At 65.7% G+C, this 24,801-nt stretch carries 21 protein-coding genes; 17 read left to right on the top strand and 4 right to left on the bottom strand.

Going from position 1 to position 24,801, the window contains the following annotated elements; all coding sequences use genetic code 11:
* Nucleotides 1-78 precede the first annotated feature (78 nt).
* Nucleotides 79-3,015, top strand: coding sequence for a M16 family metallopeptidase (locus QOL79_RS17130; RefSeq protein WP_283420259.1), 2,937 nt, complete (start codon nt 79-81; stop codon nt 3,013-3,015).
* Between the two features lie 2 nt (nt 3,016-3,017).
* Here QOL79_RS17130 and QOL79_RS17125 read toward each other — a convergent pair whose 3' ends face one another.
* Both QOL79_RS17125 and QOL79_RS17120 read right to left on the bottom strand, forming a co-directional pair.
* Entirely contained in the window at nt 3,018-4,787 is a 1,770-nt protein-coding gene (locus QOL79_RS17125; protein WP_283420258.1) for a cation:proton antiporter domain-containing protein, read from the bottom strand.
* Between the two features lie 64 nt (nt 4,788-4,851).
* On the bottom strand, nt 4,852-6,066 hold the full coding sequence (locus QOL79_RS17120) for an NADP-dependent isocitrate dehydrogenase (protein WP_058457257.1): 1,215 nt from the start codon (nt 6,064-6,066) through the stop codon (nt 4,852-4,854).
* Between the two features lie 162 nt (nt 6,067-6,228).
* Here QOL79_RS17120 and QOL79_RS17115 point away from each other — a divergent pair, with 162 nt between their 5' ends.
* Complete coding sequence (locus tag QOL79_RS17115) at nt 6,229-6,963, top strand: phosphatidylserine decarboxylase (RefSeq protein WP_058457258.1); 735 nt, start codon at nt 6,229-6,231, stop codon at nt 6,961-6,963.
* Nucleotide 6,964: 1 nt separating this feature from the next.
* Nucleotides 6,965-7,738, top strand: a complete 774-nt coding sequence (locus QOL79_RS17110) for a CDP-alcohol phosphatidyltransferase family protein (RefSeq protein ID WP_231729150.1) — start codon at nt 6,965-6,967, stop codon at nt 7,736-7,738.
* On the opposite strand, the gene QOL79_RS17105 is transcribed toward QOL79_RS17110, so the two are convergent.
* Nucleotides 7,722-7,970, bottom strand: a complete 249-nt coding sequence (locus QOL79_RS17105) for a hypothetical protein (protein WP_058457259.1) — start codon at nt 7,968-7,970, stop codon at nt 7,722-7,724. The genes QOL79_RS17110 and QOL79_RS17105 overlap by 17 nt on opposite strands.
* Before the next feature lie 308 nt (nt 7,971-8,278).
* Here QOL79_RS17105 and rpsB point away from each other — a divergent pair, with 308 nt between their 5' ends.
* The 12 genes from rpsB to rpmE all read left to right on the top strand — a co-directional run bounded on the left by rpsB (nt 8,279) and on the right by rpmE (nt 19,765).
* Nucleotides 8,279-9,127, top strand: coding sequence for a 30S ribosomal protein S2 (rpsB, locus tag QOL79_RS17100; protein WP_283420257.1), 849 nt, complete (start codon nt 8,279-8,281; stop codon nt 9,125-9,127).
* 136 nt (nt 9,128-9,263) lie between these two features.
* A complete protein-coding gene (gene tsf / locus QOL79_RS17095) occupies nt 9,264-10,190 on the top strand; it encodes a translation elongation factor Ts (RefSeq protein WP_282949915.1) in 927 nt (308 codons plus the stop codon).
* Between the two features lie 115 nt (nt 10,191-10,305).
* The gene (gene pyrH / locus QOL79_RS17090) at nt 10,306-11,028 is read left to right on the top strand and encodes a UMP kinase (RefSeq protein WP_058457262.1); all 723 of its coding nucleotides are present in this window, start codon (nt 10,306-10,308) and stop codon (nt 11,026-11,028) included.
* Between the two features lie 23 nt (nt 11,029-11,051).
* On the top strand, nt 11,052-11,606 hold the full coding sequence (gene frr / locus QOL79_RS17085) for a ribosome recycling factor (RefSeq protein WP_283420256.1): 555 nt from the start codon (nt 11,052-11,054) through the stop codon (nt 11,604-11,606).
* 147 nt (nt 11,607-11,753) lie between these two features.
* On the top strand, nt 11,754-12,440 hold the full coding sequence (gene uppS, locus QOL79_RS17080) for a polyprenyl diphosphate synthase (RefSeq protein ID WP_282949916.1): 687 nt from the start codon (nt 11,754-11,756) through the stop codon (nt 12,438-12,440).
* 3 nt (nt 12,441-12,443) lie between these two features.
* Nucleotides 12,444-13,118, top strand: coding sequence for a phosphatidate cytidylyltransferase (locus QOL79_RS17075; protein ID WP_283420255.1), 675 nt, complete (start codon nt 12,444-12,446; stop codon nt 13,116-13,118).
* Between the two features lies 1 nt (nt 13,119).
* Nucleotides 13,120-14,283, top strand: coding sequence for a 1-deoxy-D-xylulose-5-phosphate reductoisomerase (locus QOL79_RS17070; RefSeq protein WP_283420254.1), 1,164 nt, complete (start codon nt 13,120-13,122; stop codon nt 14,281-14,283).
* Nucleotides 14,276-15,406, top strand: a complete 1,131-nt coding sequence (gene rseP, locus QOL79_RS17065) for an RIP metalloprotease RseP (protein ID WP_283420253.1) — start codon at nt 14,276-14,278, stop codon at nt 15,404-15,406. Before QOL79_RS17070 ends, rseP begins: the two co-directional genes overlap by 8 nt.
* Nucleotides 15,407-15,478: 72 nt before the next feature.
* On the top strand, nt 15,479-18,160 hold the full coding sequence (gene bamA, locus QOL79_RS17060; protein ID WP_282949919.1) for an outer membrane protein assembly factor BamA: 2,682 nt from the start codon (nt 15,479-15,481) through the stop codon (nt 18,158-18,160).
* Nucleotides 18,160-18,846 (top strand): OmpH family outer membrane protein, encoded by a 687-nt coding sequence (locus QOL79_RS17055; RefSeq protein WP_058457607.1) that lies wholly within the window; start codon nt 18,160-18,162, stop codon nt 18,844-18,846. The genes bamA and QOL79_RS17055 overlap by 1 nt, the downstream gene beginning before the upstream one ends.
* Nucleotides 18,847-18,851: 5 nt before the next feature.
* Nucleotides 18,852-19,331 (top strand): 3-hydroxyacyl-ACP dehydratase FabZ, encoded by a 480-nt coding sequence (gene fabZ / locus QOL79_RS17050; protein ID WP_283420252.1) that lies wholly within the window; start codon nt 18,852-18,854, stop codon nt 19,329-19,331.
* Nucleotides 19,332-19,537: 206 nt separating this feature from the next.
* Nucleotides 19,538-19,765 (top strand): 50S ribosomal protein L31, encoded by a 228-nt coding sequence (gene rpmE, locus QOL79_RS17045; RefSeq protein ID WP_058457605.1) that lies wholly within the window; start codon nt 19,538-19,540, stop codon nt 19,763-19,765.
* Nucleotides 19,766-19,774: 9 nt separating this feature from the next.
* Here rpmE and QOL79_RS17040 read toward each other — a convergent pair whose 3' ends face one another.
* Nucleotides 19,775-21,247, bottom strand: a complete 1,473-nt coding sequence (locus QOL79_RS17040; protein WP_283420251.1) for a glycerol kinase — start codon at nt 21,245-21,247, stop codon at nt 19,775-19,777.
* 310 nt (nt 21,248-21,557) lie between these two features.
* Here QOL79_RS17040 and QOL79_RS17035 point away from each other — a divergent pair, with 310 nt between their 5' ends.
* Both QOL79_RS17035 and QOL79_RS17030 read left to right on the top strand, forming a co-directional pair.
* A complete protein-coding gene (locus QOL79_RS17035) occupies nt 21,558-22,937 on the top strand; it encodes a DEAD/DEAH box helicase (RefSeq protein WP_283420250.1) in 1,380 nt (459 codons plus the stop codon).
* Between the two features lie 181 nt (nt 22,938-23,118).
* A complete protein-coding gene (locus tag QOL79_RS17030; protein ID WP_283420249.1) occupies nt 23,119-24,786 on the top strand; it encodes an MFS transporter in 1,668 nt (555 codons plus the stop codon).
* Nucleotides 24,787-24,801 lie beyond the last annotated feature (15 nt).

The raw sequence follows: 24,801 nt of genomic DNA, 5'->3' as shown, positions 1-24,801 counted from the left end.
GCTAGGCCGAAGCGCGGTGGAGGACAAGCGGCACGAAGTTCAGTGGCCAGCAAGGTTCGAAGGCGATAAGGTGGATGGATGTCCTATTCTCCACGGCTAGTCCCGCTTTCCCCGCTCGCATCGATCCTCATTTCCTGCGCCGCTCTGGCGGGCGTGCTGCTCGCTTCGGTTGCAAGCGCCCAGACCGCACCGGCGCCTTCGCCCGTCGCCTTGGCGAAGAACGAGAGCTGGCTCTATGCCGGCAGCGACATCCCCCGCGATACCGCGTGGCAGTTCGGGGTGCTTCCCAACGGCGTGCGCTATGCGGTGCGGAACAACGGCGTGCCGCCGGGACAGGTGTCGATCCGCGTGCGCATGGATGTCGGTTCGATGTTCGAGAGCGAGAAGGAACTGGGCTTCGCGCATTTGCTCGAGCATCTGACCTTCCGCGGATCGGAGCATATCCCCGACGGCGAGGCGAAGCGCATCTGGCAGCGGTTCGGGGTGACCTTCGGCAGTGATTCCAATGCACAGACGACGCCGACGCAGACGGTCTATCAACTCGACCTGCCGAACGTGAATGCCGCGACCTTGGACGAGAGCATGAAATTGCTCGCCGGGATGGTCCGCGAACCGCGCATTTCGGACACTGCGGTGACTGCAGAGCGCGGCGTCGTCATGTCCGAGCTGCGCGAATCCGACGGGCCGCAAAAGCGGATCGCGGATATCACCAACGCGCATCTGTTCGCCGGACAGCTTCTGGGCAAGCGGCCGCCGATCGGGACGGTCGAATCGCTGGCGGCGGCAAGCGCGCGGGCAGTGCAGGCCTTCCATGATCGCTGGTATCGGCCCGAGCGCGCGGTCGTCGTAATCGTCGGCGACGGCGACCCCGCCGAGTTCGCGCGGCTGATTGCCAAATATTATGGTGACTGGCGCGGCGATGGGACGCCGCCGGCGCAGCCCGAGTTCGGCAAGCCCGACCCCAAGGCGCCGGTTGCGAAAGTGGTGGTCGAACCAAACCAGCCGCTCGCGCTGACGCTGGCGATGATCCGCCCGTGGGTGAAGCGCGTCGATACCGTCGAGAATACGCGGCGGCTCTATCTGGAATTCATCGCGCAGGCGCTCGTCAATCGCCGCCTCGAGAACCGCGCGCGGGCGGGCGGCAGCTATCTCGTCGCGACGGTCGAGCAGCAATATCTGAGCCGCAGCGCCGATGTGACGATGGCGCAGGTCGTGCCGCTCAATGACTGGAAAGCGGCGCTGGCCGATGTGCGCGGGGTGATCGCCGATGCCGTTACGACGCCGCCGTCGCAGGCCGACATCGACCGCGAGGCGAACGAGATCGAGGCCTTCCTCGCCAAAGAGCTTGAAAATGCTCGAAACGAGCCCGGCTCGCGGCTCGCCGACGACATGGTGCGCGCGGTCGACATCAACGAGACGGTGACGAGCCCGCAGGGCCAGGTCGACATGTTCAAGGCGATCCGGGCCTCGGCGACACCGAAGGTGATGCTGGCGACGAGCAAGGCGATTTTCGGCGCGCCGGTGACGCGCGTCGTGCTGACGACGCCGACCCCGACGCGCGGTGGCGACGCCGCGCTCGTCGCCGCGCTCGCGGCGCCCGCGAAGATCCGCGATGACCGGGTCGCGACCGCGGCGGTCGACATGAGCCAGCTTCCCGCGATCGGCAAGCCTGGCACGCTGGTCTCGACCGGCGGCCTACCCGGCCTTCGCGCCGAGCGGCTCGAGTTCGCCAATGGCGTGACCGCGCTTGTCTCGAACAACCGCGTCGAGCCCGGCAAGGTGCGCGTCAACGTCCGCTTCGGCACCGGCAACCGCAGCGTTGCCGCCGATGCGCCGAACCTGCTGTGGACCGGCGACTATGCGCTGATGGCGAGCGGGATCGGGCCGTGGGGGCAGAACGAGCTCGACCAGCTGACCAACGGCCGTCAGATCCAGATGAACTTCTCGATCGACGACGACGCGTTCGAGATCGCGGCGGAGAGCAAGCCCGCCGACCTGGGCGACCAGATGAAGCTCATCGCCGGCAAGCTCGCCTTTCCGCGTTGGGATGCCGCGCCGGTCGATCGGCTGCGCGTCGGTTATCTCACCGGCTATGACCTCAACGACGCGACGCCCAACGCGGTGCTCGACCGCAATATGCGCGGCTGGCTGGCGAACGACGACGCGCGCTGGGCGGCGCCCGACAAGGCGCAGATCGCCGCGCTGACGCCCGCTGCCTTCCGCGCCTTCTGGGAACCGCGCCTCGCGAGCGGACCGATCGAGGTCCAGTTGTTCGGCGATCTGTCGACGGTCGATTACAAGAAGATTCTCGCCGAGACGCTCGGCGCGCTGCCCGCGCGCCCAGCGATTGCTCCCCCGGCCGGGCAGACGGTCGCCTTCGCCAAGCACAATGTCACGCCGGTCGTCGCCTATCATCGTGGCGAGACCGGGCAGGCGGCGGCGATGACCGCCTGGCCGACCAGCGGCGGACGCGCGGCCCCGCGCGACGCGCAGGGGCTCGACGTGCTGGCGGCGATCTTCAACGACCGCCTGTTCGACCGGCTGCGCGCCGAGCAGGGCGCGAGCTACGGTCCCGCAGTCGACAGCCACTGGCCGACGGGGTTCGAGGGCAGCGGCGGCTATCTGCTTGTCGGCAGCCTGCTGGCGCCCAAGGATGTCGATCGTTTCTACGGCATCGCGCGCGATATCGCCGCCGACCTCGTCGCGCGGCCGGTCAGCGCCGACGAGCTGGCGCGCAACGCCGGCCCGATCCGCGAACAGATCGCGCGCGCATCGACGGGCAACGTCTATTGGATGTTCCTGCTCGAAGGCGCGACGCGCGACCCGCGCGTCGCGGCGGCGGCACTGTCGGTAGAGCAGGACGTTTCGGGCATCACCCCGGCCGATATCCAGCGACTCGCGCGCGAATATCTGGTCCCCGCGCGCCAATGGTCGCTCGCGATCCTGCCCAAGGGGATGACGCTCGCCGACGCGGCGGCGCTCGACCGGGCGGCCGCGCCGACGGGCGGCCGCTAGGATCAGCTTCCAGGCGTCCGCAGCTTGCTGATGCGCGGCTCGTGATCGAGGTCGCCCTTGGTCATGATGTCATGGCGCATCTTGGCGCGCACATCGTGGATCGACGCGATCACCGGCCCCATCGCGACGCCGAGGTCGATCAGCACCGCCTCGGCGAGCTGTAGCGAGCTCTCGAGCGTTTCGGGCACGGCGTCGTTGGCGCCGGCCTTGTACAGCGCGGCGGCATGATCGGCATCGCGCGCGCGGCTGATGATCGGCAGATCGGGGTGCTTCTGCTTGAGCTGGCGCGTCATGCGGAGCTGCTGCACCGGATCGTCCATCGTCAGCACGATCGCCTGTGCGCTTTCGATCCCCAGCCTGTCGAGCGCCCCCGGGCGGGCGACATCGGCAAACCGAACGACGAAACCGTCCCGCCTTGCGGCGGCGACGGTGTCGATGTCGGCATCGACCGCGATATAGGGTCGGCCATGTTCGCGCAGCAGCTCGGCAACGGTGCGCCCGACGCGCCCGAAGCCCACGATGACCGTGCGCCCCTCGGGCGTCTCCTCGGCGTGCGTGTCGCCCGTCCGCATCTCGATCCGCCGCGCGATGTCGTGCCCGACGCGCGCGAGCAGGGGCGTGATCGTCAGGCCGATCGCGGTGACGAGCTGCCAGAATTCGGCGGTATCGCGGCTGATCAGCTGCGCCTGCAGCGCGGTGGTGAGGACGATCAAGGTGGTTTCGGACGGGCTCGCCATCAGCAGCCCGACCTCGGCCGCGGTGCCGCGCCGGACCTGCCCCGAAAAGCGCAGCAGCGCGGCAGTGACCGCGGCCTTGATCAGCACGACGCCGACCACGGCCGCGACGAGCTCCGGCCACTGGCTGGCGATGGTCTTGAGGTTGAGCCCCATGCCGACGCTGATCAGGAACACCCCGAGCGCCAGCCCCTTGAACGGCGCAGTGATCGCCTCGACCTCGTTATGATACTCGGTCTCGGCGATCATCAGCCCGGCGAGCAGCGCGCCGACGATCGGCGACAGGCCGACCGCAGCGGTCGCGAGCGCGGCGACGATGACGACGAGCAGGCTCGCGGCGAGAAACAGTTCGGGATCCTTGGCGCGCGCCGCCTGCGCGAAGATTTTCGGCAACAGGAACCAGCCGCCGATCGCAAGCGCCGCAACGACGAGCGCGCCATGCCACAACGTCGTCAGCAGCAGCTCGGCGCTGTCGCCCGATGCGGCCGGCGACAGCGCGGCGAGGATGAAGATGATCGGGACGAGCGCGAGATCCTCGAACAAGAGCATCGAAAAGGAGGCACGCCCAACCGCCGACTTGGTGCCGGCGATCGGCAGCACGAGCGCGGTTGAGGAGAGGGCGAGCGCGATGCCAAGGCCATAGGCGGCGGCAGTCGAATGTTCGCCGAACAGGAGCAAAGCGGTGCCGAGGATCGCGCCGCCGACGAACAGTTCAGCGGCGCCGATGCCGAAGACCAAGGTCCGCAATTGCCAAAGGCGGCGGAACGACAGTTCGAGCCCGATCGAGAAGAGCAGCAGGATGATCCCGAATTCCCCGAACGTCGCGATGTCCTCGACCGAGCCGATGGTGACATGTTTCAGCCATGGATAGTCGGCGGCGAGGGCGCCGAGCCCCGACGGGCCGACGAGCAGGCCGACGAGGATGAAGCCGATGACCGGCGAAATCCGGAACCGCGCGAAGGCCGGAATGACGATGCCCGCGGCGCCCAATACGACCAGCGCGTTGCCGATCGCCGAGGTTTCTGTCTCCGATACCATAAGGGCCGACCTTATGCAGGCCGGCCCCGATTGGCTAGACGTCTATCTCAAGCTTTGTGCTTGTTTATGCGCCCATCTTCTTTTCGAGATTTTCGACGATCGCCTCGAAGAAGCCTTCGGTCGTCAGCCAGTTCTGGTCGGGACCGATCAGCAGCGCGAGATCCTTGGTCATCTTGCCGCTCTCGACCGTTGCGACGCAGACCTTTTCGAGGTCGTCGGCGAATTTGGTCACCTCGGGCGTGCCGTCGAGCTTGCCGCGGTGCTTGAGCCCGCCGGTCCAGGCGAAGATCGACGCGATCGGGTTGGTCGAAGTCGCCTTGCCCTGCTGGTGCATGCGATAGTGGCGCGTGACGGTGCCGTGCGCCGCTTCGGATTCCACCGTCTTGCCGTCGGGGGTCATCAGCACGCTGGTCATCAGGCCGAGCGAACCGAAACCCTGCGCGACCGTGTCCGACTGGACGTCGCCGTCGTAATTCTTGCAGGCCCAGACGAACTTGCCGCTCCACTTGAGCGCCGAGGCGACCATGTCGTCGATCAGGCGATGCTCGTAAACGATGCCGAGCGCGTCGAACTTCGCCTTGAATTCGGCCTGGAACACTTCCTCGAACAGATCCTTGAAGCGGCCGTCATAGGCCTTGAGGATCGTGTTCTTGGTCGACAGATACACCGGCCATTCGCGCGCGAGGCCATAGTTCAGGCTGGCGCGCGCAAAGTCGCGGATCGAATCGTCGAGATTGTACATGCCCATCGCGACGCCCGACGAGGGGAACTGGAACACCTCCTCGTCGATCAGCGTGCCGTCCTCGCCCTCGAACACCAGGCGCAGCTTGCCGGGACCGGGGACGCGGAAGTCGGTCGCCTTATACTGGTCGCCGAAGGCGTGACGACCGACGACGATCGGGTCGGTCCAGCCGGGGACGAGGCGCGGGACATTCTTCATGACGATCGGTTCGCGGAACACGACGCCGCCCAGGATGTTGCGGATCGTGCCGTTCGGCGACTTCCACATCTTCTTGAGGCCGAATTCCTCGACGCGGGCTTCGTCGGGGGTGATCGTCGCGCACTTCACGCCGACACCATGCTTCTTGATCGCATTCGCGGCCTCGACGGTGATCTTGTCGTCGGTGCGGTCGCGTTCCTCGATGCCGAGGTCGTAATAGTGCAGGTCGATGTCGAGATAGGGCAGGATCAGCCGTTCGCGGATCCATTGCCAGATGATCCGGGTCATTTCGTCGCCATCGAGTTCGACGACCGGGTTGGCTACCTTGATCTTGCCCATGCTTTAAGCCTTTTCCTTGGGGAGTCGGAGTTGCAGCGGGCCTTAGGCAAAGCCGCGCGATCGTGCAACTGCCCCGTCGCAGCCGGGCCGGCGGCGATCATGCGGCAATCCTGGTGTCTTATTCCGTTGTCACGGCGGAACCGGCCCCTTAGAAGACTGCCCATGTCCACAACCATTTCCTCGAACCGTCCCGGTGGCGGTATCAAGTGGCGCTGGCCGTCGGTGCATCCCGAAGGCCGCAAGTTCCTGCTGATCGCGGGTATCGTCACCCTCTGTTTCTGGCTTCTCGGCTGGGAGATCCTCGGCTGGCTGATGCTCGGCGTCACCGCCTGGGTCGGGGCGTTCTTCCGCGATCCGGTGCGCGTGACCCCGACGGGCAGCGATGTCGTGATCGCGCCCGCCGACGGGCTGGTGACGCAGATCGCCGAAGTCGCGCCGCCGCCCGAAATCGCCGGACCCGATGGTCTTGCCGATCCGCTGATGCTGCGCGTCTCGATTTTCATGAGCGTGTTCGACGTCCATATCAATCGCACCCCCGTCGCGGGCACGCTGCGCAAGCTCGTCTATATCCCGGGCAAATTCCTGAACGCCGACCTCGACAAGGCGAGCGAGGAGAATGAGCGGCAGCATTTCGTCGTCGAACGCGCCGACGGGGTGCGGATCGGCTTCACCCAGATCGCCGGGCTCGTCGCGCGGCGCATCATGCCCTTCGTGAGCATGGGGACCGAGCTTCAAGTCGGCCAGCGCGTCGGGCTTATCCGTTTCGGTAGCCGCGTCGATGTCTATCTACCGGCGGGTACGACTCCGCAAGTGCTGCTCGGCCAGCGCACGCTGGCGGGGGAAACGGTCGTCGCGCGGATCGGCAAGGCCGAAATCCTCGACGGCGTCGGGCAGTAGCGTGGCCGACGAAGCGCAGGACGGCATCGGCGCGGAAGCGCGTCGGCTCGGCGGAATCCCGCTGCGTGCTTTCGCGCCCAATGCGATCACCGCGCTCGCGCTGTGCTTCGGGCTGACCGGCGTCCGCTTCGCGATTGGCGAGGAGTGGGACAAGGCGCTCGCCGCGATCATCTTCGCCGGCGTGCTCGACGGGATGGACGGACGCATCGCGCGGCTGCTGCGCGCGCAGAGCAAATTCGGCGCCGAGCTCGATTCGCTGTCGGACGTGATCGCCTTCGGCGTCGCGCCGGCGATGATCCTGTTCCTCTGGTCGCTGCAATATGCGCCGAAGTTCGGCTGGACCGCCGCGCTCGCTATCGCCGTGTGCTGCGCGCTCAGGCTCGCTCGGTTCAACTCGCGGATGGATTCGGAGTTTCAGCCGCACAAGTCGGCAGGCTTCCTGACCGGCATTCCGGCGCCGGCCGGGGCGGGGCTCGCCTTCGTTCCCGTCTATCTGTGGCTGGTGACGGGCAGCGACCTGTTCCGCGAATGGTATGTCGTCATGCCGTGGGGGCTCGCCGTCGCGATGCTGATGATTTCGGCGATCCCGACGTACAGCTGGTCGTCGATCCGCCTGCGCCGGTCGTGGCGCTTATTCGCGCTCGCCGGCGTCGGCCTGCTCGGCGCGGCGCTGGTCACCGCGCCCTGGCATACCTTGCTCGCGGTCAGCACCGTCTATGTGGCGCTGATCCCCTTCGGGCTTGCAAGCTACGCGAAGGTCAGGCGGCGCGGCTGAACTGCGGGCGGGCGGTGACGGCGCGCGAGATGTGGTGGCGCGGTGCCGAAGGGCGCAGCTTGATGACGGTCGATGACGGGCCCGGCTGCGGCGCGGATGCATGGGGGAAGGCGCCATCGCCGGCGAGCGCCGACAGGATCGCATCGGCGTTGCTACGGAACATCGCGAGAATGACCGCAACGCCGAGACCGGCGGCAATGGCGAAGAGGAGAGCGGCAGCGACCTGAACCATCTTGTGTCCTTTCGGCTTCGTTTCCCGCGAAACCGCTTCTTGCTACGGCTTCGTTGCGCCTTTCGTTCCATGTTCTTGTTTTGTTCTCAAGCAAAATGCGATGAACGGAGTCACTTTGCCGACGATCCGATATTTCGCGCTGCGACGAACGATGGCTGAAAAGCGCCGCCGCCCCTTGCTTTTTCTGAGAATCGCGTCTAACCGCCCGCCCATTCCACATGGAAGGCGCACATAAACCGGTGCCGGGACCATCCGCTTGCGGAACCCGGTTCTTGCTTTCCAGAGGATCAACCGGAAGGAGAAATACCATGGCGGCACCTGTCGTCACGATGCAGAATCTTATCGAAGCTGGCGCCCACTTCGGCCACCAGACCCACCGTTGGAACCCGCGCATGAAGCCGTACATCTTCGGCGCGCGCAACGGCATCCACATTCTCGACCTGTCGCAGACCGTGCCGCTCTTTGCGCGCGCGCTCGACTTCATCGCCTCGACTTCGGCCGCCGGCGGCAAGGTGCTGTTCGTCGGTACCAAGCGCCAGGCGCAGGGTCCGATCGCCGATGCGGCCCGCGCGTCGGGTCAGCACTTCGTCAACCACCGCTGGCTGGGCGGCATGCTCACGAACTGGAAGACGATCTCGAACTCGATCAAGCGCCTCAAGACGCTCGAAGAGCAGCTCTCGGGCGACACCTCGGGCCTCACCAAGAAGGAAGTGCTCAACCGCACCCGCGAACGCGACAAGCTCGAAATGTCGCTCGGCGGCATCCGCGACATGGGCGGCATTCCCGACGTGATGTTCGTGATCGACGCGAACAAGGAAGAGCTGGCGATCAAGGAAGCCAATGTCCTTGGCATCCCCGTCGTCGCGATCCTCGACTCGAACGTCTCGCCCGACGGCATCGCTTTCCCGGTTCCGGCGAACGATGACGCCGCGCGCGCGATCCGCCTTTACTGCGACGCGGTTGCCCAGGCGGCGACCCGTGGCGGCCAGCAGGCCCGCGCCGATCGCGGCGAAGACCTGGGCGCGGCCGTCGAGCCCGTCGCCGAACCGGCGCTGACCGAAGAAGCGCCGGCGGCCGAAGCTGCCGCTCCGGCGACCGAAGACGAACAGGTTCCCGCCGAAGCGGCTGCCGAAACCGAACGTCAGAGCGACGCATAATCCGCTCTGTGGGTGACGGGACGGTGCGGCGCTCCGCGCGCGCCGTCCCGGTCATCACTTTGACTTATCCCGCCGCCATGCGCGCGGCGGACGGCGGATCGAACAAGCGTCCGCCGCTTTTGGAAAGGAATATCCCATGGCTGAGATTACGGCCGCTCTCGTCAAGGAACTGCGCGACCGCACCGGCGCCGGCATGATGGACTGCAAAAAGGCGCTCGCCGAAAATGGCGGCGACATCGAAGCGTCGATCGACTGGCTGCGCACCAAGGGCCTCGCCGCCGCCGCCAAGAAGGCCGGCCGCGTCGCCGCCGAAGGCCTTGTCGGCTTCGCCACCGACGGCACCAAGGGCGCGCTCGTCGAAGTGAACAGCGAGACCGACTTCGTCGGCAAGAACGAGCAGTTCCAGGAATTCGTCCGCGAAGTGACGCAGGTCGCACTTCAGAACAACATCACCGACATCGAAACGCTGGGTAGCGCGGCCTATCCGACCGGCGGCACCGTCGGCGAGAAGCTGACCAGCAACATCGCGACGATCGGTGAAAACCAGTCGCTGCGCCGCGCCGCCATCCTGTCGGTGAATTCGGGCGTCGTCACGGGCTATGTCCACAACGCGGCGGCGCCCGGCATGGGCAAGATCGGCGTGCTGATCGCGCTCGAATCGACCGCCGGCGCCGACGTTCTCGAACCGCTCGGCAAGCAGCTGGCGATGCATGTCGCCGCCGCCTTCCCGCTGGCGCTGAACGGCGACGACCTCGACGCCGACCTCGTCGCGCGCGAGCGCGCGATCGCGGAGGAAAAGGCTGCCCAGTCGGGCAAGCCCGCCGACATCGTCGCGAAGATGGTCGACGGCTCGATCGCCAAGTTCCGCAAGGAAAACGCGCTGCTGTCGCAGCTGTTCGTGATCGACGGCAAGACCCCGGTCGCCGAAGTCGTCGCCGCCGCCGGCAAGGATGTCGGCGCGACGATCACGCTCAAGGGCTTCGTCCGCTTCCAGCTCGGTGAAGGCATCGAGAAGGAAGAAAGCGACTTCGCGGCGGAAGTCGCGGCGGCCGCTGGCGTTTAAAAACAGAATCGGATTGCTGCGCCAAGGACGTGGCAGTCCGCTTGGCAATGGCGCGTACTCTGACTAGGGTGCGCGCCATTCGCATATCCGAAGAATATAAGAGGTCCCCCCGCACATGGCTTTGCCCGGCATGAAACGCATCCTGCTCAAACTGTCGGGCGAGGCGCTGATGGGCTCGACCCCGTTCGGCATCGATCCCGAAACGGTCGCGAGCATGGCGGCCGAGGTGAAGGCGGCGAAGGATCGCGGGCTCGAAATCTGCCTCGTGATCGGTGGCGGCAACATCTTCCGCGGCATGGCGGGGGCCGCCAAGGGCATGGACCGCGCGCAGGCCGACTATATGGGGATGCTCGCGACGGTGATGAACGCGCTCGCAATGCAGAATGCGCTCGAACAGCTTGGTGTCGAAACCCGCGTCCAGTCGGCGATCGAGATGGACAAGGTGTGCGAGCCGGTGATCCGCCGCCGCGCCGAACGCCACCTCGACAAGGGCCGAGTCGTGATCTTCGCGGCGGGTGTCGGGGCGCCTTATTTCACCACCGACAGCGGCGCCGCGCTGCGGGCCGCGGAGATGAAGTGCGACGCGCTCTTGAAGGGCACCAGCGTCGACGGCGTCTATAATGCCGACCCCAAGAAGGATCCGAATGCGGTCCGCTACGACAGCCTCAGCTATGACCGCGTGCTCGCCGACAATTTGAAGGTGATGGACGCGAGCGCGGTGGCGCTATGCCGCGATAACAATATCCCGATCGTCGTGTTCAACATTCGCGAGGCCGGCAATCTGGCGCGCGTGCTGACGGGCGAGGGCGTTGCCACGGTCGTCCGCGCCGACGACTGACAGAATCAAGAGAGGAAAGACAGATGCCGAAATATGACAAGGCCGACCTCGAACGCCGGATGCACGGCGCGGTCGAATCGCTGAAGCACGACCTTGCGGGCCTGCGCACCGGCCGCGCCAACACGGCGCTGCTCGATCCGATCACGGTCGAAGTTTATGGCAGCCACATGCCGCTGAACCAGGTGGCGTCGGTCAGCGTCCCCGAGCCGCGGATGCTTGCGGTGCAGGTGTGGGACAAGGCGAACGTCGGCCCGGTCGACAAGGCGATCCGTTCGGCGGGCCTCGGGCTCAACCCGATCGTCGACGGCCAGTTGCTCCGCCTGCCGATCCCCGAAATGACGCAGGAGCGCCGCAAGGAGCTGTCGAAGCTCGCAGGGCAATATGCCGAAAAGGCGCGCGTCGCAGTCCGCAACGTCCGCCGCGACGGCATGGACAATCTGAAGACCGACGAGAACAAGAAGGAAATCAGCGAGGACGAGCGTAAGCGGTCGGAAACCGACGTCCAGAAGCTCACCGACAGCACGATTGCAGAGATCGATGCGGCGGCGGCGGCGAAGGAAAAGGAAATCCTGGGCTAGTGCCTGTTCGCGCGACGTTTTGGTCAAAAGCTTCCGTATCCCCGCGCGAAGACGAGGGGCTATGCCGAGCGAAGTCGAGGCCCCTGCTTGGCGTCGGGTCCCGCGGCGCTCGAACGAGCCCCTCGCCATCGCTTGGGGAATTGGCCCGTGTCTGATCCCCGTCACGGCGCGCGCCATGTTGCCATCATCATGGACGGCAACGGCCGCTGGGCCAAGAAGCGCTTTCTGCCGCGCGTCGCCGGGCACAAGGCCGGTGTCGAGGCGGTGCGCACGATCGTGCGCGCCGCTGGCGAAATGGGGCTGGAGGCGATGACGCTCTACGCCTTCAGTTCCGAGAACTGGAAACGGCCCGAGGAAGAGGTCAGCGACCTGATGGGGCTGATGAAGCGCTTCATCCTCTCCGACCTCGACGAATTCGCCGCGAATGACGTGCGACTGAAGATCATCGGCAACTGGCGTGCGCTGGCACCCGATGTCGTCGAACTGATCGAAGGCGCGCTCGAACGCACGGCGGGCAACAGCCGCACGACGCTGGCGGTCGCGCTCAACTATGGCGCGCAGGACGAGCTGGTGCGCGCGGCGAACGCCGCCGCGGCCGACGGCCCGATCACGGCCGAGGCGATCGAGGCGCATCTCGACACCGCCGACCTGCCGCCGCTCGATCTCCTCATCCGCACCTCGGGCGAAGTGCGGCTGTCGAACTTCCTGCTCTGGCAGTCGGCCTATGCCGAGCTCTATTTCACCGACAAATTGTGGCCGGATTTCAAGCCCGCCGACCTGCAGGCGGCGCTCGATCATTTTGCACGGCGCGAGCGCCGCTACGGGGGGCTTTAGGATATGGCTGCTGCTAGGTCGGACCTTTTGACGCGGGTGGGTTCGGCGATCGTGCTGTTCGCGATCGCGGGCATCGCGCTGTGGTTGGGTGGTATCGCATTCGGGCTGCTGCTCCTCGTCGGCGGCGCGCTCGTCGTGGTCGAATGGCTCGCTCTCGTGCGCGCGATGGGGCTCGGCGGCGGGGCAAAGGCGGCGCTGACGGCGCTTGGCCCGGTCGCGATCCTCGGCGCGATGGCGGGACTCTGGTTCATCCGCGAGCAGCTGGGCATGACCGCCGCGCTCTGGGTCTTCGGCATGGTCTGGGCGACCGATATCGGCGCCTATTTCGCCGGCCGCGCCTTCGGCGGTGCGCGCCTCGCGCCGAAGATCAGCCCGTCAAAGACCTGGTCGGGGCTGATCGGCGGCATGATTGCCGCGCTCGTTGCCAGCGCGACGATCGGCGACCGCGGCGGCATCGTCGGCGTGCCGCTGTGGATCGGCCTGTTCATGGGGCTGCTCGCACAACTCGGCGACCTCGGCGAAAGCTGGATGAAACGCCGCGCCGGGGTCAAGGATTCGGGCAAGCTCATCCCCGGACATGGCGGCCTGTTCGACCGCGTCGACGGGCTGCTGCCCGTGGCGCTGCTGCTCGGGGCGCTGGCGTTCGCGGGGCACATCGCGGTGCGGGCGGCCGGCTGAGATGACGCGCCGCCTTTCCTTGTTCGGCGCCACGGGATCGGTCGGGCAATCGACCCTCGATCTCGTCCGCCGCGATCGCGAGGCGTGGCGGGTCGATGTGCTGACCGCGAACAGCGACGTGGACGAACTCGCGCGGCTGGCGCTCGAATTCCGTCCCGAGTTTGTCGTCATCGCCGACGAGGGTCGATACGATGCGCTGAAGCAGGCCCTCGCCGGCACGAATATCGGCGTCGCGGCGGGGGCGGCGGCGTTGACCGAAGCGGCGACCCGGCCGACCGATCTGGTTCTCGCGGCGATCGTCGGCACGGCGGGGCTCGCCCCGACGATGGCCGCGCTGGAAGCGGGCCATGACGTCGCGCTTGCCAACAAGGAATCTTTGGTGTCGGCGGGCGAACTGATGATCGCGGCAGCGCGCAAAGCGGGCGCGACGATCCTGCCGATCGACAGCGAGCATAATGCGATCTTCCAGTGCCTTGCGGGCGGCCGCATCGAGCAGGTGCGCCGGATCATCCTGACCGCGAGCGGCGGACCCTTCCGCACCAGGAGCGCCGAGGAGATGCGGACCGTCACCCCGGCGCAGGCGGTCGCGCATCCCAACTGGTCGATGGGCGCGAAGATCAGCGTCGATTCGGCGACGATGATGAACAAGGGGCTCGAACTGATCGAGGCGCATCATCTTTTCCCCGTCGGACTCGACCGCATCGAAATCCTCGTCCATCCGCAGTCGGTGATCCACAGTCTCGTCGAATATGTCGATTGCTCGACCCTTGCGCAGCTCGGGTCGCCCGATATGCGGATACCGATCGCAAGCGCGCTCGCCTGGCCGCAGCGGATGGCGACGCCATGCGCGCCGCTCGACCTTGCCAGCCTCGCGCGGCTCGACTTCGAGGCGCCCGACGAGGAGCGTTTTCCCGCGACCGCACTGTGCCGCGCGGCAATCGCAGAGGGCGGCGCCCGCCCGGCGCAGCTCAACGCCGCCAACGAAGTCGCGGTCGCGGCGTTCCTTGCCGGACGCATCTCCTTCCCCGCGATCGTCGATACGGTGCGCCGGGTGATCGATGCAGACGCGCCCGCAGTGCCGGCTTCGCTTCAGGACATATTCAGCGTCGATGCCGCATCTCGCGCGGCTGCGCAGCATTTTGTGGACCATTACGAACATGCATGATGTGCCGGTCTGGCTCTATTTCGTCGGTTTCCTGCTTGTCCTCGGGCCGCTCGTCTTCGTCCACGAATATGGGCATTATATCGTCGGCCGCTGGTGCGGGGTGAAGGCCGATACCTTCTCGATCGGCTTCGGACGAAAGATCCTCGGCTGGACCGACAAGCGCGGGACCGAGTGGAAGATCGGCTGGCTGCCGCTCGGCGGCTACGTCCAGTTCGCAGGCGACCGCGACGCGGTGAGCCAGCCCGATGCCGAATGGCAATCGCTCCCCGCCGCCGAACGCTCGCATACCTTTCCGGCACAGCCGGTCTGGAAGCGCGCGCTGATCGTGGCAGCGGGTCCGGTCACCAACTTCCTGTTCGCGATCCTGATCTTCGCGGCCTTCAACATGGCCTATGGTGTGCCGCAGACTCCGCCGGTCATCGGCAGCATCGCCCCGAACAGCGCAGGCGCCGAAGCGAAGTTGCAGGTCGGCGACCGCATTGTCGCGATCAACGGCAGAACAATGGAGAGTTTCGAAGATATCCGGATGGCGGTCAGTTACGATCTCGGCAAGCCGGCGCGTCTCGACATCCAGCGCGGTCGGGATCGCTTCGACGTGACGCTGCGGCCGCAGATCGTCACCGAAACGGACCCGTTCGGAAACAAGTACGAACGCGCGATTATCGGTATCCTGCCGACCAATCCGGTCGACACGACCGTCGGACCGGTCGCCGCGGTGCAGGCAGCGACCAGCCAGACTTGGGGGCTGGTGCGAATAACCGGGCACATTCTCGGCCAGTTCGTGACAGGTCAGCGCTCGGTCAAAGAAATGGGCGGCCCGTTGCGGATTGCCAAGCAATCGGGCGAGATGGCCAGCCTCGGGCCAGAGACGCTGATCTTCTTCATCGCCTTCGTCTCCATCAATCTGGGGTTCATAAATCTCTTGCCATTGCCGATGCTCGATGGCGGCCATTTGCTTTTCTATGCCTATGAGGCGATCAGACGCCGGCCCGCGCCCGCACAGGCGCAGGAATGGGCGTTTCGATTCGGCTTTGCCGCGATCGTATCGCTGATGCTGGTCGTAACTTTCAATGATTTGGGCTCATTCGGCCTTTGGGACCGGATCGCGCGCTTGATTGGATAGCCGGACTGGGGCAGGGAGTGCGCGCCAACCTGCGGGGAAGCGGGTTGGTCGCTTTTGAGTTAGTTTTGCGGGATGAACAGCGTGGCATCACAGAATTTCAAGCGCCGGGCGCAGCGGTCGGCGTTGTTTATGGCGGGAACCATGCTGGCATGGCCTGTTGCCGCCGCCGCCCAGGTCGCACCGCCCACCGTCCCCGCATCGAGCGTGCCCGCGCCTTCGGGTGAAGCCGCGCCGACCGCCGCGACGATCAAGTCGATCAATATCGTCGGCAACCAGCGCCTCGAGGCGCAGACGATCCTGTCGTACCTGCGCCTGCGCGTCGGCCAGAACTATGACCGTTCGGTGCTCGACCAGGCGCTGAAGGATCTCGCCGCGACCGAGCTGTTCAAGGATTATCAGATCAGCGACGACAATGGCGCGCTGACGATCCAGGTCGCCGAAAACCCGGTGATCAACCGCGTCATCCTGGAAGGCAACAAGCGCCTGAAGGAAGACAAGATCCGGCCCGAGATCAAGCTTGCGCCGCGCCAGATCTTCACCCGCTCGAAGGTCCGCGCCGACGTTGCGCGCATCATCGAGCTCTACAAGCGGCAGGGCCGCTTTGCAGCGACCGTCGATCCGAAGATGGTCCAGCTCGACCAGAACCGCGTCGACGTGGTGTTCGAGATCAACGAGGGGCCGAAGTCGAAGGTCCGCCAGATCAACATCATCGGCAATGAGAAGTTCAGCGACGGCGATCTCAAGGACGAGATGGCGACCAAGGAGTCGGGGCTGCTCACGATCCTGTCGTCGAACACCAGCTACGACCCCGATCGCCTCGCCTACGACCAGCAGAAGCTGCGTCTCTTCTACCTGCAGAACGGCTATGCCGACTTCCGCGTCATCTCGGCGGTCGCCGAGCTGACGAGCAACAAGCAGGACTTCATCATCACCTATGTGGTCGAGGAAGGCGAACGCTACAAGTTCGGCAAGGTCGACGTGAAGAGCGACCTGCGCGACTTCAAGCCGGAGATGTTGCAGAAACTGCTGCCGATGAAGACCGGCGACTGGTACAATGCGAAGCAGGTCGAGGATACGGTCGAAAGCCTCAGCGAGACGGCCGGCCTGTTCGGCTATGCCTTCGCGGACATCAATCCCGATTTTCGCCGCGATCCCGAAGCGCGCACGATGGACATCACCTTCGATGTCGGCGAAAGCCCGCGCACCTATGTCGAACGGATCGACGTCAACGGCAACACATTGACCCACGACAAGGTGGTGCGCCGCGAATTCCGCCTCAACGAAGGCGACGCCTTCAACAGCTTCGGCGTCAAGCGCACCGAGAACCGCATCAACAGCCTCGGCTATTTCCAGGAGAATCTGGAGATCGAGCGCAAGGAAGGGACGACCCCCGACCGCATCATCCTCGAAACCAATGTCGAGGAAAAGCCGACCGGCGAGCTGTCGCTGTCGGCGGGCTTCTCGTCGATCGAAAGCTTCCTGCTCCAGGCCTCGATCCGCCAGCGCAACTTCCGCGGCCTCGGCCAGCAGCTGCAGGCGTCGGTCAACTATTCGAGCTATTCGAAATCGATCGAGCTCGGCTTTACCGAGCCCTATCTGTTCGACCGCAATATCTCGATCGGCGGCAGCGTCTATCGCCGCGATCTCAACTCGTTCAACTTCATCAACAACGACCGCGAAACGACGTTCGAGCAGACGACGACGGGTTTCCAGGTCAACGTCGGCGTGCCGCTGACCGAGTTCATGTCCTTCTTCGGGCGCTACAGCCTGAACTATGACGATGTGACGCTCGACAAGAATCTCTACTATTTCGGCGGTCAGTGCGATCCGCTCGTCGCGGGCCGCTATCTGTGCGACGCGATCGGTACGCGGACGACCTCGCTCGTCGGCTTCACGCTCGCCTATGACGACCGCGACAACCGGCTGCGCCCGACGCGCGGCCAGTCGCTGTCGCTCAGCCAGGATTTCGCCGGCCTCGGCGGCAGCGTCAAATATGTCCGCACGCGTCTGTCGGGATCGAAGCACTTCAACCTTGGCAGCCGCTTCATCCTGAACATCTCGGCCGAGGGTGGCTATATCTATCCGTTCGGCAATGCCCCGAGCCCGACGAGCGACAAGGTCCGCCTGACCGACCGCTTCTTCCTCGGCGAACCGCAGATGCGCGGCTTCGACATCCGCGGCATCGGTCCGCGCGTGATCCGCTTCACCGACGTCGACCTGGCCGACCCGGCCAACCCGGTGCTCAACGACGACCTCGGCAACCGCAACAACCTGATCGACGACGCCCTCGGCGGCCGCGCCTATTATCAGGGCCGGATCGAGATGGACATTCCGCTGGGGACCGGCGCCAAGGAACTCGGGCTGCGTCCGTCGGTGTTCCTCGACGTCGGGTCGGTGTGGAGCGTGAAGCGCCCGACGCTGACGACGCTCGCCGATTTCAAGGATCCGTCGGACGGCCTGACCAAGTGGAAATGCCGTAACTCGACAACTGGCCAGACGACCTTCGCGACCCTGACGGCCGGCAGCACGACGCCGCTCTATTCGACCTGCGACGTTGCGAACGGCTTCTCGCCGCTGCCGCCGTTCGAAGAACGTTTTTACGGTAACACCTGGATGCCGCGCGTGGCGATCGGCGCCGGGGTCAACTGGAACTCGCCGTTCGGGCCCTTCCGCATCGACTTCGCTTACGCCCTCCGCAAAGAAGAGGGTGACGATACCAAACGCTTCTCATTCAACGTAGGAACCCAATTCTGATGAAGAAAATTTTCACCGCCTCGGCGCTCGCCATTGCCGCGCTGTCGGTTTCGCCCATCGTCGCCGTTCCCGCCGCGGCGCAGGCGAAGGCCGTCGCCGTCGCCGACCTTCGCGCCGCCGCCGCCAGGTCGAACGCCTTCACCGTCGCCTCGCAGCAGATCCAGACGACCTACAAGGCGCAGATCGACCAGCAGGAAACCCGCGGCCAGACGCTGCAGGCAGAACTCAACGTCCTCGTCGCCAAATATAACGAAGAAGCGAAGAAGACCCCGCAGAACCAGGCCGCGCTCCAGGCCGCCGCGAAGGCCGTGCAGGACAAGCGCCAGGCCGCGACGGCCGAATTGCAGCGCATCAGCGCGCCGATCGACCTGGCCGTCGCCTATGTCGAGGACCAGATCAGCGTTCGCATGAACGAAGCGATCAAGGCCGCGATGACCGCGAAGAAGGTCGACCTGCTGGTCAACCCCGAAGCCGTCCTCGCGCGCGAAAACAACGTCGACATCACCGACGCTGTCGTCGCCGAAATCAACCGCCTGCTGCCGAACGTGTCGATCACGGTTCCCGCCGGCTACCAGCCCGGCCAGCTCGTCCAGCAGCGCAACCAGCAGCTGATGGACGCCGCGCGCAACGCGCAGCCGGGCGCAGCTCCTGCGGCGCCGACCGGCAGCGCGCCGACGACCCGCTAAGTCAAATGGCGGACGGGGAAAACGCGGGCGAAACTCTGGGTCCGGCGGATATCCGCCGGATCCTGAGCCTGCTCCCGCATCGGTATCCGATGCTGCTCGTCGACCGGGTGGTTTCGATGGTGAAGGACACCTCGATCCACGCGGTCAAGGCGGTGACGATGAACGAGCCCTTTTTCCAGGGGCATTTTCCCGGCCGGCCGATCATGCCCGGCGTCCTCATCGTCGAGGCGCTGGCGCAGGCGGGCGGCGTGCTCGCGATCGAATCGCTCGGCCTCGCGGGATCGGGCAAGCTCGTCTATTTCATGGGCATCGACGGAGTGAAATTCCGCAAACCCGTGGAGCCGGGGCATTTGCTCGACCTGCACGTCACCATCCTTCAGGCGAAGCGCAACATCTGCAAGTTCGAGGGCAAGGCGATACTGGACGGCAGCCTCGCGACCGAATGCCAGTTCACCGCGATGATCGCCGATCCGCCGAGCGACTGAGCGATACCTCCTTTCGCCACCCCGGACTTGATCCGCGGTCCACAACTTCAACGCCTGCGATGGATCCCGGATCAGGTCGGGGATGACGAGCGTAGGTGTTGCAATTTCCAAGATTCGCCGTTAGGGGACGCCGCTTCGCGGGCCCCGTGACGGGGACAGCATCGACTCAGTCGCCGGTCGGTAACCGGCGGCACAGGAGCCAGGACATGAAAAAAGACATTCACCCCGACTATCACATGATCACGGTCAAGATGACCGATGGCACCGAATATCAGACGCGCTCGACCTGGGGCAAAGAGGGCGACGTGATGACGCTCGAAATCGACCCGACGGCGCATCCGGCGTGGACCGGCGGCACGGGCCGTATGCTCGACGCGGGCGGCCAGGTTGCGAAGTTCAACAAGCGCTTCGGTGGCCTCACCCTCAAGCGTTAATTCGCTTCCTCAGCCGAGGACTTTTGCAAGCGCGCTTTGCCAGCCGGCAAGGCGCGTTTTGCGTTTGTCGGCCTCCAGCGCGGGCGTGAAGCGCGTCGCGGTGCCGCGCATCGCGGCGGCGGCACTGGCAAGGTCGGGATAGAGCCCCGCGCCGGTTGCCGCCAGCATCGCCGCGCCCAGCGCGGTGCTTTCGACGAAGCCGGGCCGCTCTACCACGAGGTCCAGAATGTCGGCCAGGTCCTGCGCCATCCAGTCGTTCGCCGCCATACCGCCATCGATCCGCAACTCGGCCCAGTCGACCCCGTCGGCGGCGAAGGCCGATTTCAGGTCATAAGCCTGATACGCCTGCGCCTCGAGCGCGGCGCGAGCGACATGCGCCTTGGTGCTCGCAAAGCTGAGCCCCGACAGCGCCGCCAGCGCATCGGGCCGCCAGTGCGGCGCGCCGAGACCGGAGAGGGCGGGAACCAGATAAACTCCGCCATTGTCGAGAACCGACCGCGCGAGCCCCTCGCTCTCGCCCGCGCTCGCGAGCAGGCCGAGCCCGTCGCGCAACCATTTGATCAGGCTCCCCGCGACGAACACCGATCCCTCGAGCGCATAGGAGCGCGCGTCGCCCTCCTGCACCAATATCGTGGCGAGCAGGCGGTTCGTCGACACCGGCCGCTCGCGCCCGCTGGCCGACAGGATGAAGGCGCCGGTGCCGAAGGTCGCCTTGGTCTGCCCCGGCGACAGGCACGCCTGCCCGATCGTCGCCGCCTGCTGGTCGCCCGCCATGCCGCTGATTGCGATCGGGCCGCCGAACAGGTCGGGGTCGGTCGTCCCGACGGCGGTGGTGCAGCCGGCGATTTCGGGAAGCAGGCCCATTGGCACGCCGAGCAGGCCGCACAGATCGGCGTCCCAGCCGCCCGCGCCGTTGATGTCCATCAACAGCGTGCGCGAGGCGTTCGTCGCGTCGGTGACGTGGATGCCGCCGGTCAGCCGGAAGACGAGGTAGGATTCGATCGTCCCGACCGCGAGCCGGTCGCCGGCATCGCGAAGCTGCGGCCAATGCTTCAGCGCCCAGCCGATCTTGCTGCCCGAAAAATAGGGATCGAGCAGCAGGCCGCTCTTCGCCTGCACCGCCGCCTCGTGCCCCGCTTCCTTCAGCGCTGCACAGTCGGTGGCGGTGCGACGGTCCTGCCAGACGATCGCCGGGGCGAGCGGTTCGCCGGTCTTGCGGTCCCAGAACACCACGGTCTCGCGCTGGTTGGTGATACCGATCGCGGCCACTTGATGCGCCCCGCCCGCCTGCTCGACGATGTCGCGCGTGCAGTCGAGCGTGGCAGTCCAGATTTCGGCCGCATCATGCTCGACCAGGCCGGGGCCGGGATAATGCTGGCGAAACTCGCGCTGCGCGCTGCCGAGCGGGGTGCCATCGGCATCGAACAGCATGGTGCGGGTCGAGGTCGTGCCCTCGTCGATGACGATGATCTTTTCGGCCATATCGCTCTCCCTCCATCGCGTTTGATGACGAAAGAAAAGGGCGGCGACAAGGCGTAGCGACACTAACATTCGTAACCGGCTTGCAAAATTGCGCACGCTATGCCATATGTTGTGCAGCGCAGCATGGCGGGTTTCCCCGCCGCAACCACCGGCAGCGTGATTTCCCGTCCATTTTCAGGCGCGGGCGAGCCGGATCAGCGCTTTGTCCCCTTGAGGCACCCTTTCACGCGGGTCGTTTCGAACCCGCGGCCGTGCGCCGTCCGTTCGATGCGAACGGATGCGCCTGCGCGTCGCCCTATGTGAGTATTTTATGACGACTTTCAACGACTTTGGCCTGCACGCCGACATCAATCGCGCGCTTGCCGCCAAGGATTATACCGTCCCGACCCCGATCCAGACGCAGGCGATCCCGCCGCTGATGAAGGGCCGCGACCTCTGCGGTATCGCGCAGACCGGCACCGGCAAGACCGCCGGCTTCTCGCTGCCGTCGATCCATCATCTGCTGACCTATCCGCACCGTGCCAATCCGCGCAGCTGCCGGATGCTCGTCCTCGCGCCGACGCGCGAGCTCGCTGCCCAGATCGCGCAGAGCTGCCGCGACTATGGTCGCTTCACCAAGCTGCGCGTCTCGACCGTGTTCGGCGGCGTGCCGATCAACAAGCAGATCCGCGACCTGGCGCAGGGCGTCGACATCCTCGTCGCCACCCCGGGCCGTCTGCTCGATCTGATCGACCAGCGCGCGCTGCGCCTCGACGATGTCGAAATCTTCGTTCTCGACGAAGCCGACCAGATGATGGACATGGGTTTCATCCACTCGCTGCGCCGTATCGCCAAGCTGCTGCCCTCGCGCCGCCAGAACCTGTTCTTCTCGGCAACGATGCCGAAGGAGATCGCGCACCTCGCCGAACAGTTCCTCGAGGATCCGGTCACCGTATCGGTGACGCCGGCCGCGACCACGGTCGAAAAGATCAGCCAATATTCGACCTTCGTCGAGCAGAAGGAAAAGCAGGCGCTGCTGCATTCGGTCATCGCCCGCGAAGACATCGACCGCGCGCTGATCTTTACCCGGACCAAGCATGGCGCCGACCGCGTCGTGCGCCACCTCTCGGGCGCGGGCATCAAGGCGATGGCAATCCATGGCAACAAAAGCCAGTCGCAGCGCACCCATGCGCTGCAGGCCTTCCGCTCGGGCGACATCAAGCTGCTAGTCGCGACCGACATCGCCGCGCGCGGTATCGACGTGTCGGGGGTCAGCCATGTGATCAACTTCGAGATCCCCAACGTGCCCGAACAATATGTCCATCGCATCGGCCGCACCGCGCGCGCCGGCGCCGAAGGCAAGGCGATCAGCTTCATTGCCCCCGACGAGCGTCCGTACATGCGCGACATCGAGCGCGTCACGCGGTCGAAGTCCGAGCCGATGCCGCTGCCCGAGAATTTCAACGAGCTGGTACGCAACCTGCCCAAGCCGGCGCAGCCGCCGCGCGACACCGGCAGCCAGGGCCGCAACCCGCAGCGTCAGCGCGACGAAGCCTTGCGGGGTCGCGACGCGAACAAGCCCCGTGGTGATCGCGGTCCGCGCCGTGACGGTGCCACCGCCGAGGGCGCCGATGGCCAGCGCAAGCGCCGCTTCCGCCCGCGCAACAAGAGTGTCGGTGCGCACAAGGGCGCGGTTAAGCGCGTCGGTTGATACGAAAACCCTCGTCATTGCGAGGAGCGTAGCGACGAAGCAATCCAGGGTGGGCTAAACCGCTCTGGATTGCTTCGCTTCGCTCGCAATGACGAAGTTGTGGGGGTTGGTGCATCTGCGCCATTGACCGAAGTCCGCCACCGGGTACCCTTCGCGCCGTAACTGGGCCAGGGGGTAGCGAATGACGGACGCAGGGGTAGCATCACCCATCGATAGCGGCCAGAGCGAGCGCAAGGTCATCCTTGCCTCATCGCTCGGTACGATCTTCGAATGGTATGATTTCTACCTCTACGGCCTGCTCGCGACGATCATCTCGGCGAAATTTTTTTCGGGCGTCAACGAGACGACCGGCTTCATTTTCGCGCTCGCGGCGTTCGCGGCGGGTTTCGCCGTAAGACCGTTCGGCGCGCTCGTCTTCGGGCGCATCGGCGACCTCGTCGGGCGCAAGAACACCTTTCTCGTCACCATGGGCCTGATGGGCCTCTCGACCTTTCTCGTCGGCTTGCTGCCAACCTATGCCTCGATCGGTACCGCGGCCCCGGCGATGCTCGTCGGCCTCCGCCTGCTCCAGGGGCTCGCGCTCGGCGGCGAATATGGCGGCGCCGCCACCTATGTCGCCGAGCACGCGCCCGAGGGGAAACGCGGGCTCTTCACCAGCTTCATCCAGACGACAGCGACGCTCGGCCTGTTCGCGGCGCTGCTCGTCGTCATCGCGGCGCGCTCGGCGATGGGCGAACAGGCGTTTGCCGACTGGGGCTGGCGCATTCCCTTCCTGATCTCGATCGTGCTGCTCGGCGTCTCGCTCTGGATCCGCCTCCAACTCGAGGAAAGCCCGGTCTTCAGGCAGATGAAGGAGGAAGGGACGACGTCGAAGGCGCCGCTGACCGAAGCCTTCGGCCGCTGGGCGAACCTCAAATGGGTGCTCGTCGCGCTGTTCGGCGCGGTCGCGGGGCAGGCCGTGGTCTGGTACGCGGGGCAATTCTATGCGCTCTTCTTCCTCGAAAAGACGCTGAAGGTCGACGGTGCGATGGCGAACATCCTGATCGCCATCGCGCTGGCGCTCGGCACCCCCTTCTTCATCCTGTTCGGCTGGCTGAGCGACCGGATCGGACGCAAGCCGATTATCCTCGCGGGCTGCGCGCTTGCCGCACTCACCTATTTTCCCGCCTTCCAGCTTCTCACCACCGCCGCCAATCCGGCGATGGCAAAGGCGCAGGAGGCCGCGGCGGTAACCGTCACCGCCGATCCCGGCTCGTGCGCCTTCCAGTTCGATCCCGTCGGCAAGAACAAGTTCGAAAGCACCGGCTGCGACATCGCCAAATCGGCGCTGGCGAGGGCGGGGGTGAGCTACACAAGCGTGACGCGCGCGCAGATCACGGGCGAGGGCGCCGACGTCTGGGTCGGCAAGAAAATCCTGATCGCGCCGGATCCCTGGCGCCTTGCCGAGGAGGATCGCGCGGGCGCGGCCGAGGCGTTCCGCAAGGAGCTCGCCGCCGCGACCGCCGCCGCGGGCTACCCCGAAAAGGCCGCTCCCGCCGCGATGAACAAGCCGCTCGTCGTCGCAATTCTCTTCTGGCTCGTGCTGCTGGTGACGATGGTTTACGGCCCGATCGCGGCGCTTCTGGTCGAGCTCTTTCCCAGCCGCATCCGCTATACCGCGATGTCGCTGCCCTATCATATCGGCAATGGCTGGTTCGGCGGCTTTCTGCCGACGACCGCCTTCGCGATGGTCGCGGCGACGGGCAATGTCTATTACGGCCTCTGGTATCCGGTCATCGTCGCGGCATCGACCGTCGTCGTCGGCCTGTTGTTCCTTCCCGAAACCTTCCGCCGACCGATTCACCAATAGGGTGGATTGACGGGA

The sequence above is a fragment of the Sphingopyxis sp. Geo48 genome, from assembly GCF_949769155.1.
Lineage (GTDB): Bacteria > Pseudomonadota > Alphaproteobacteria > Sphingomonadales > Sphingomonadaceae > Sphingopyxis.
The sequence above is the reverse complement of the archived record's forward strand: the minus strand, read 5'-3'. Positions and strand labels throughout refer to the sequence as shown.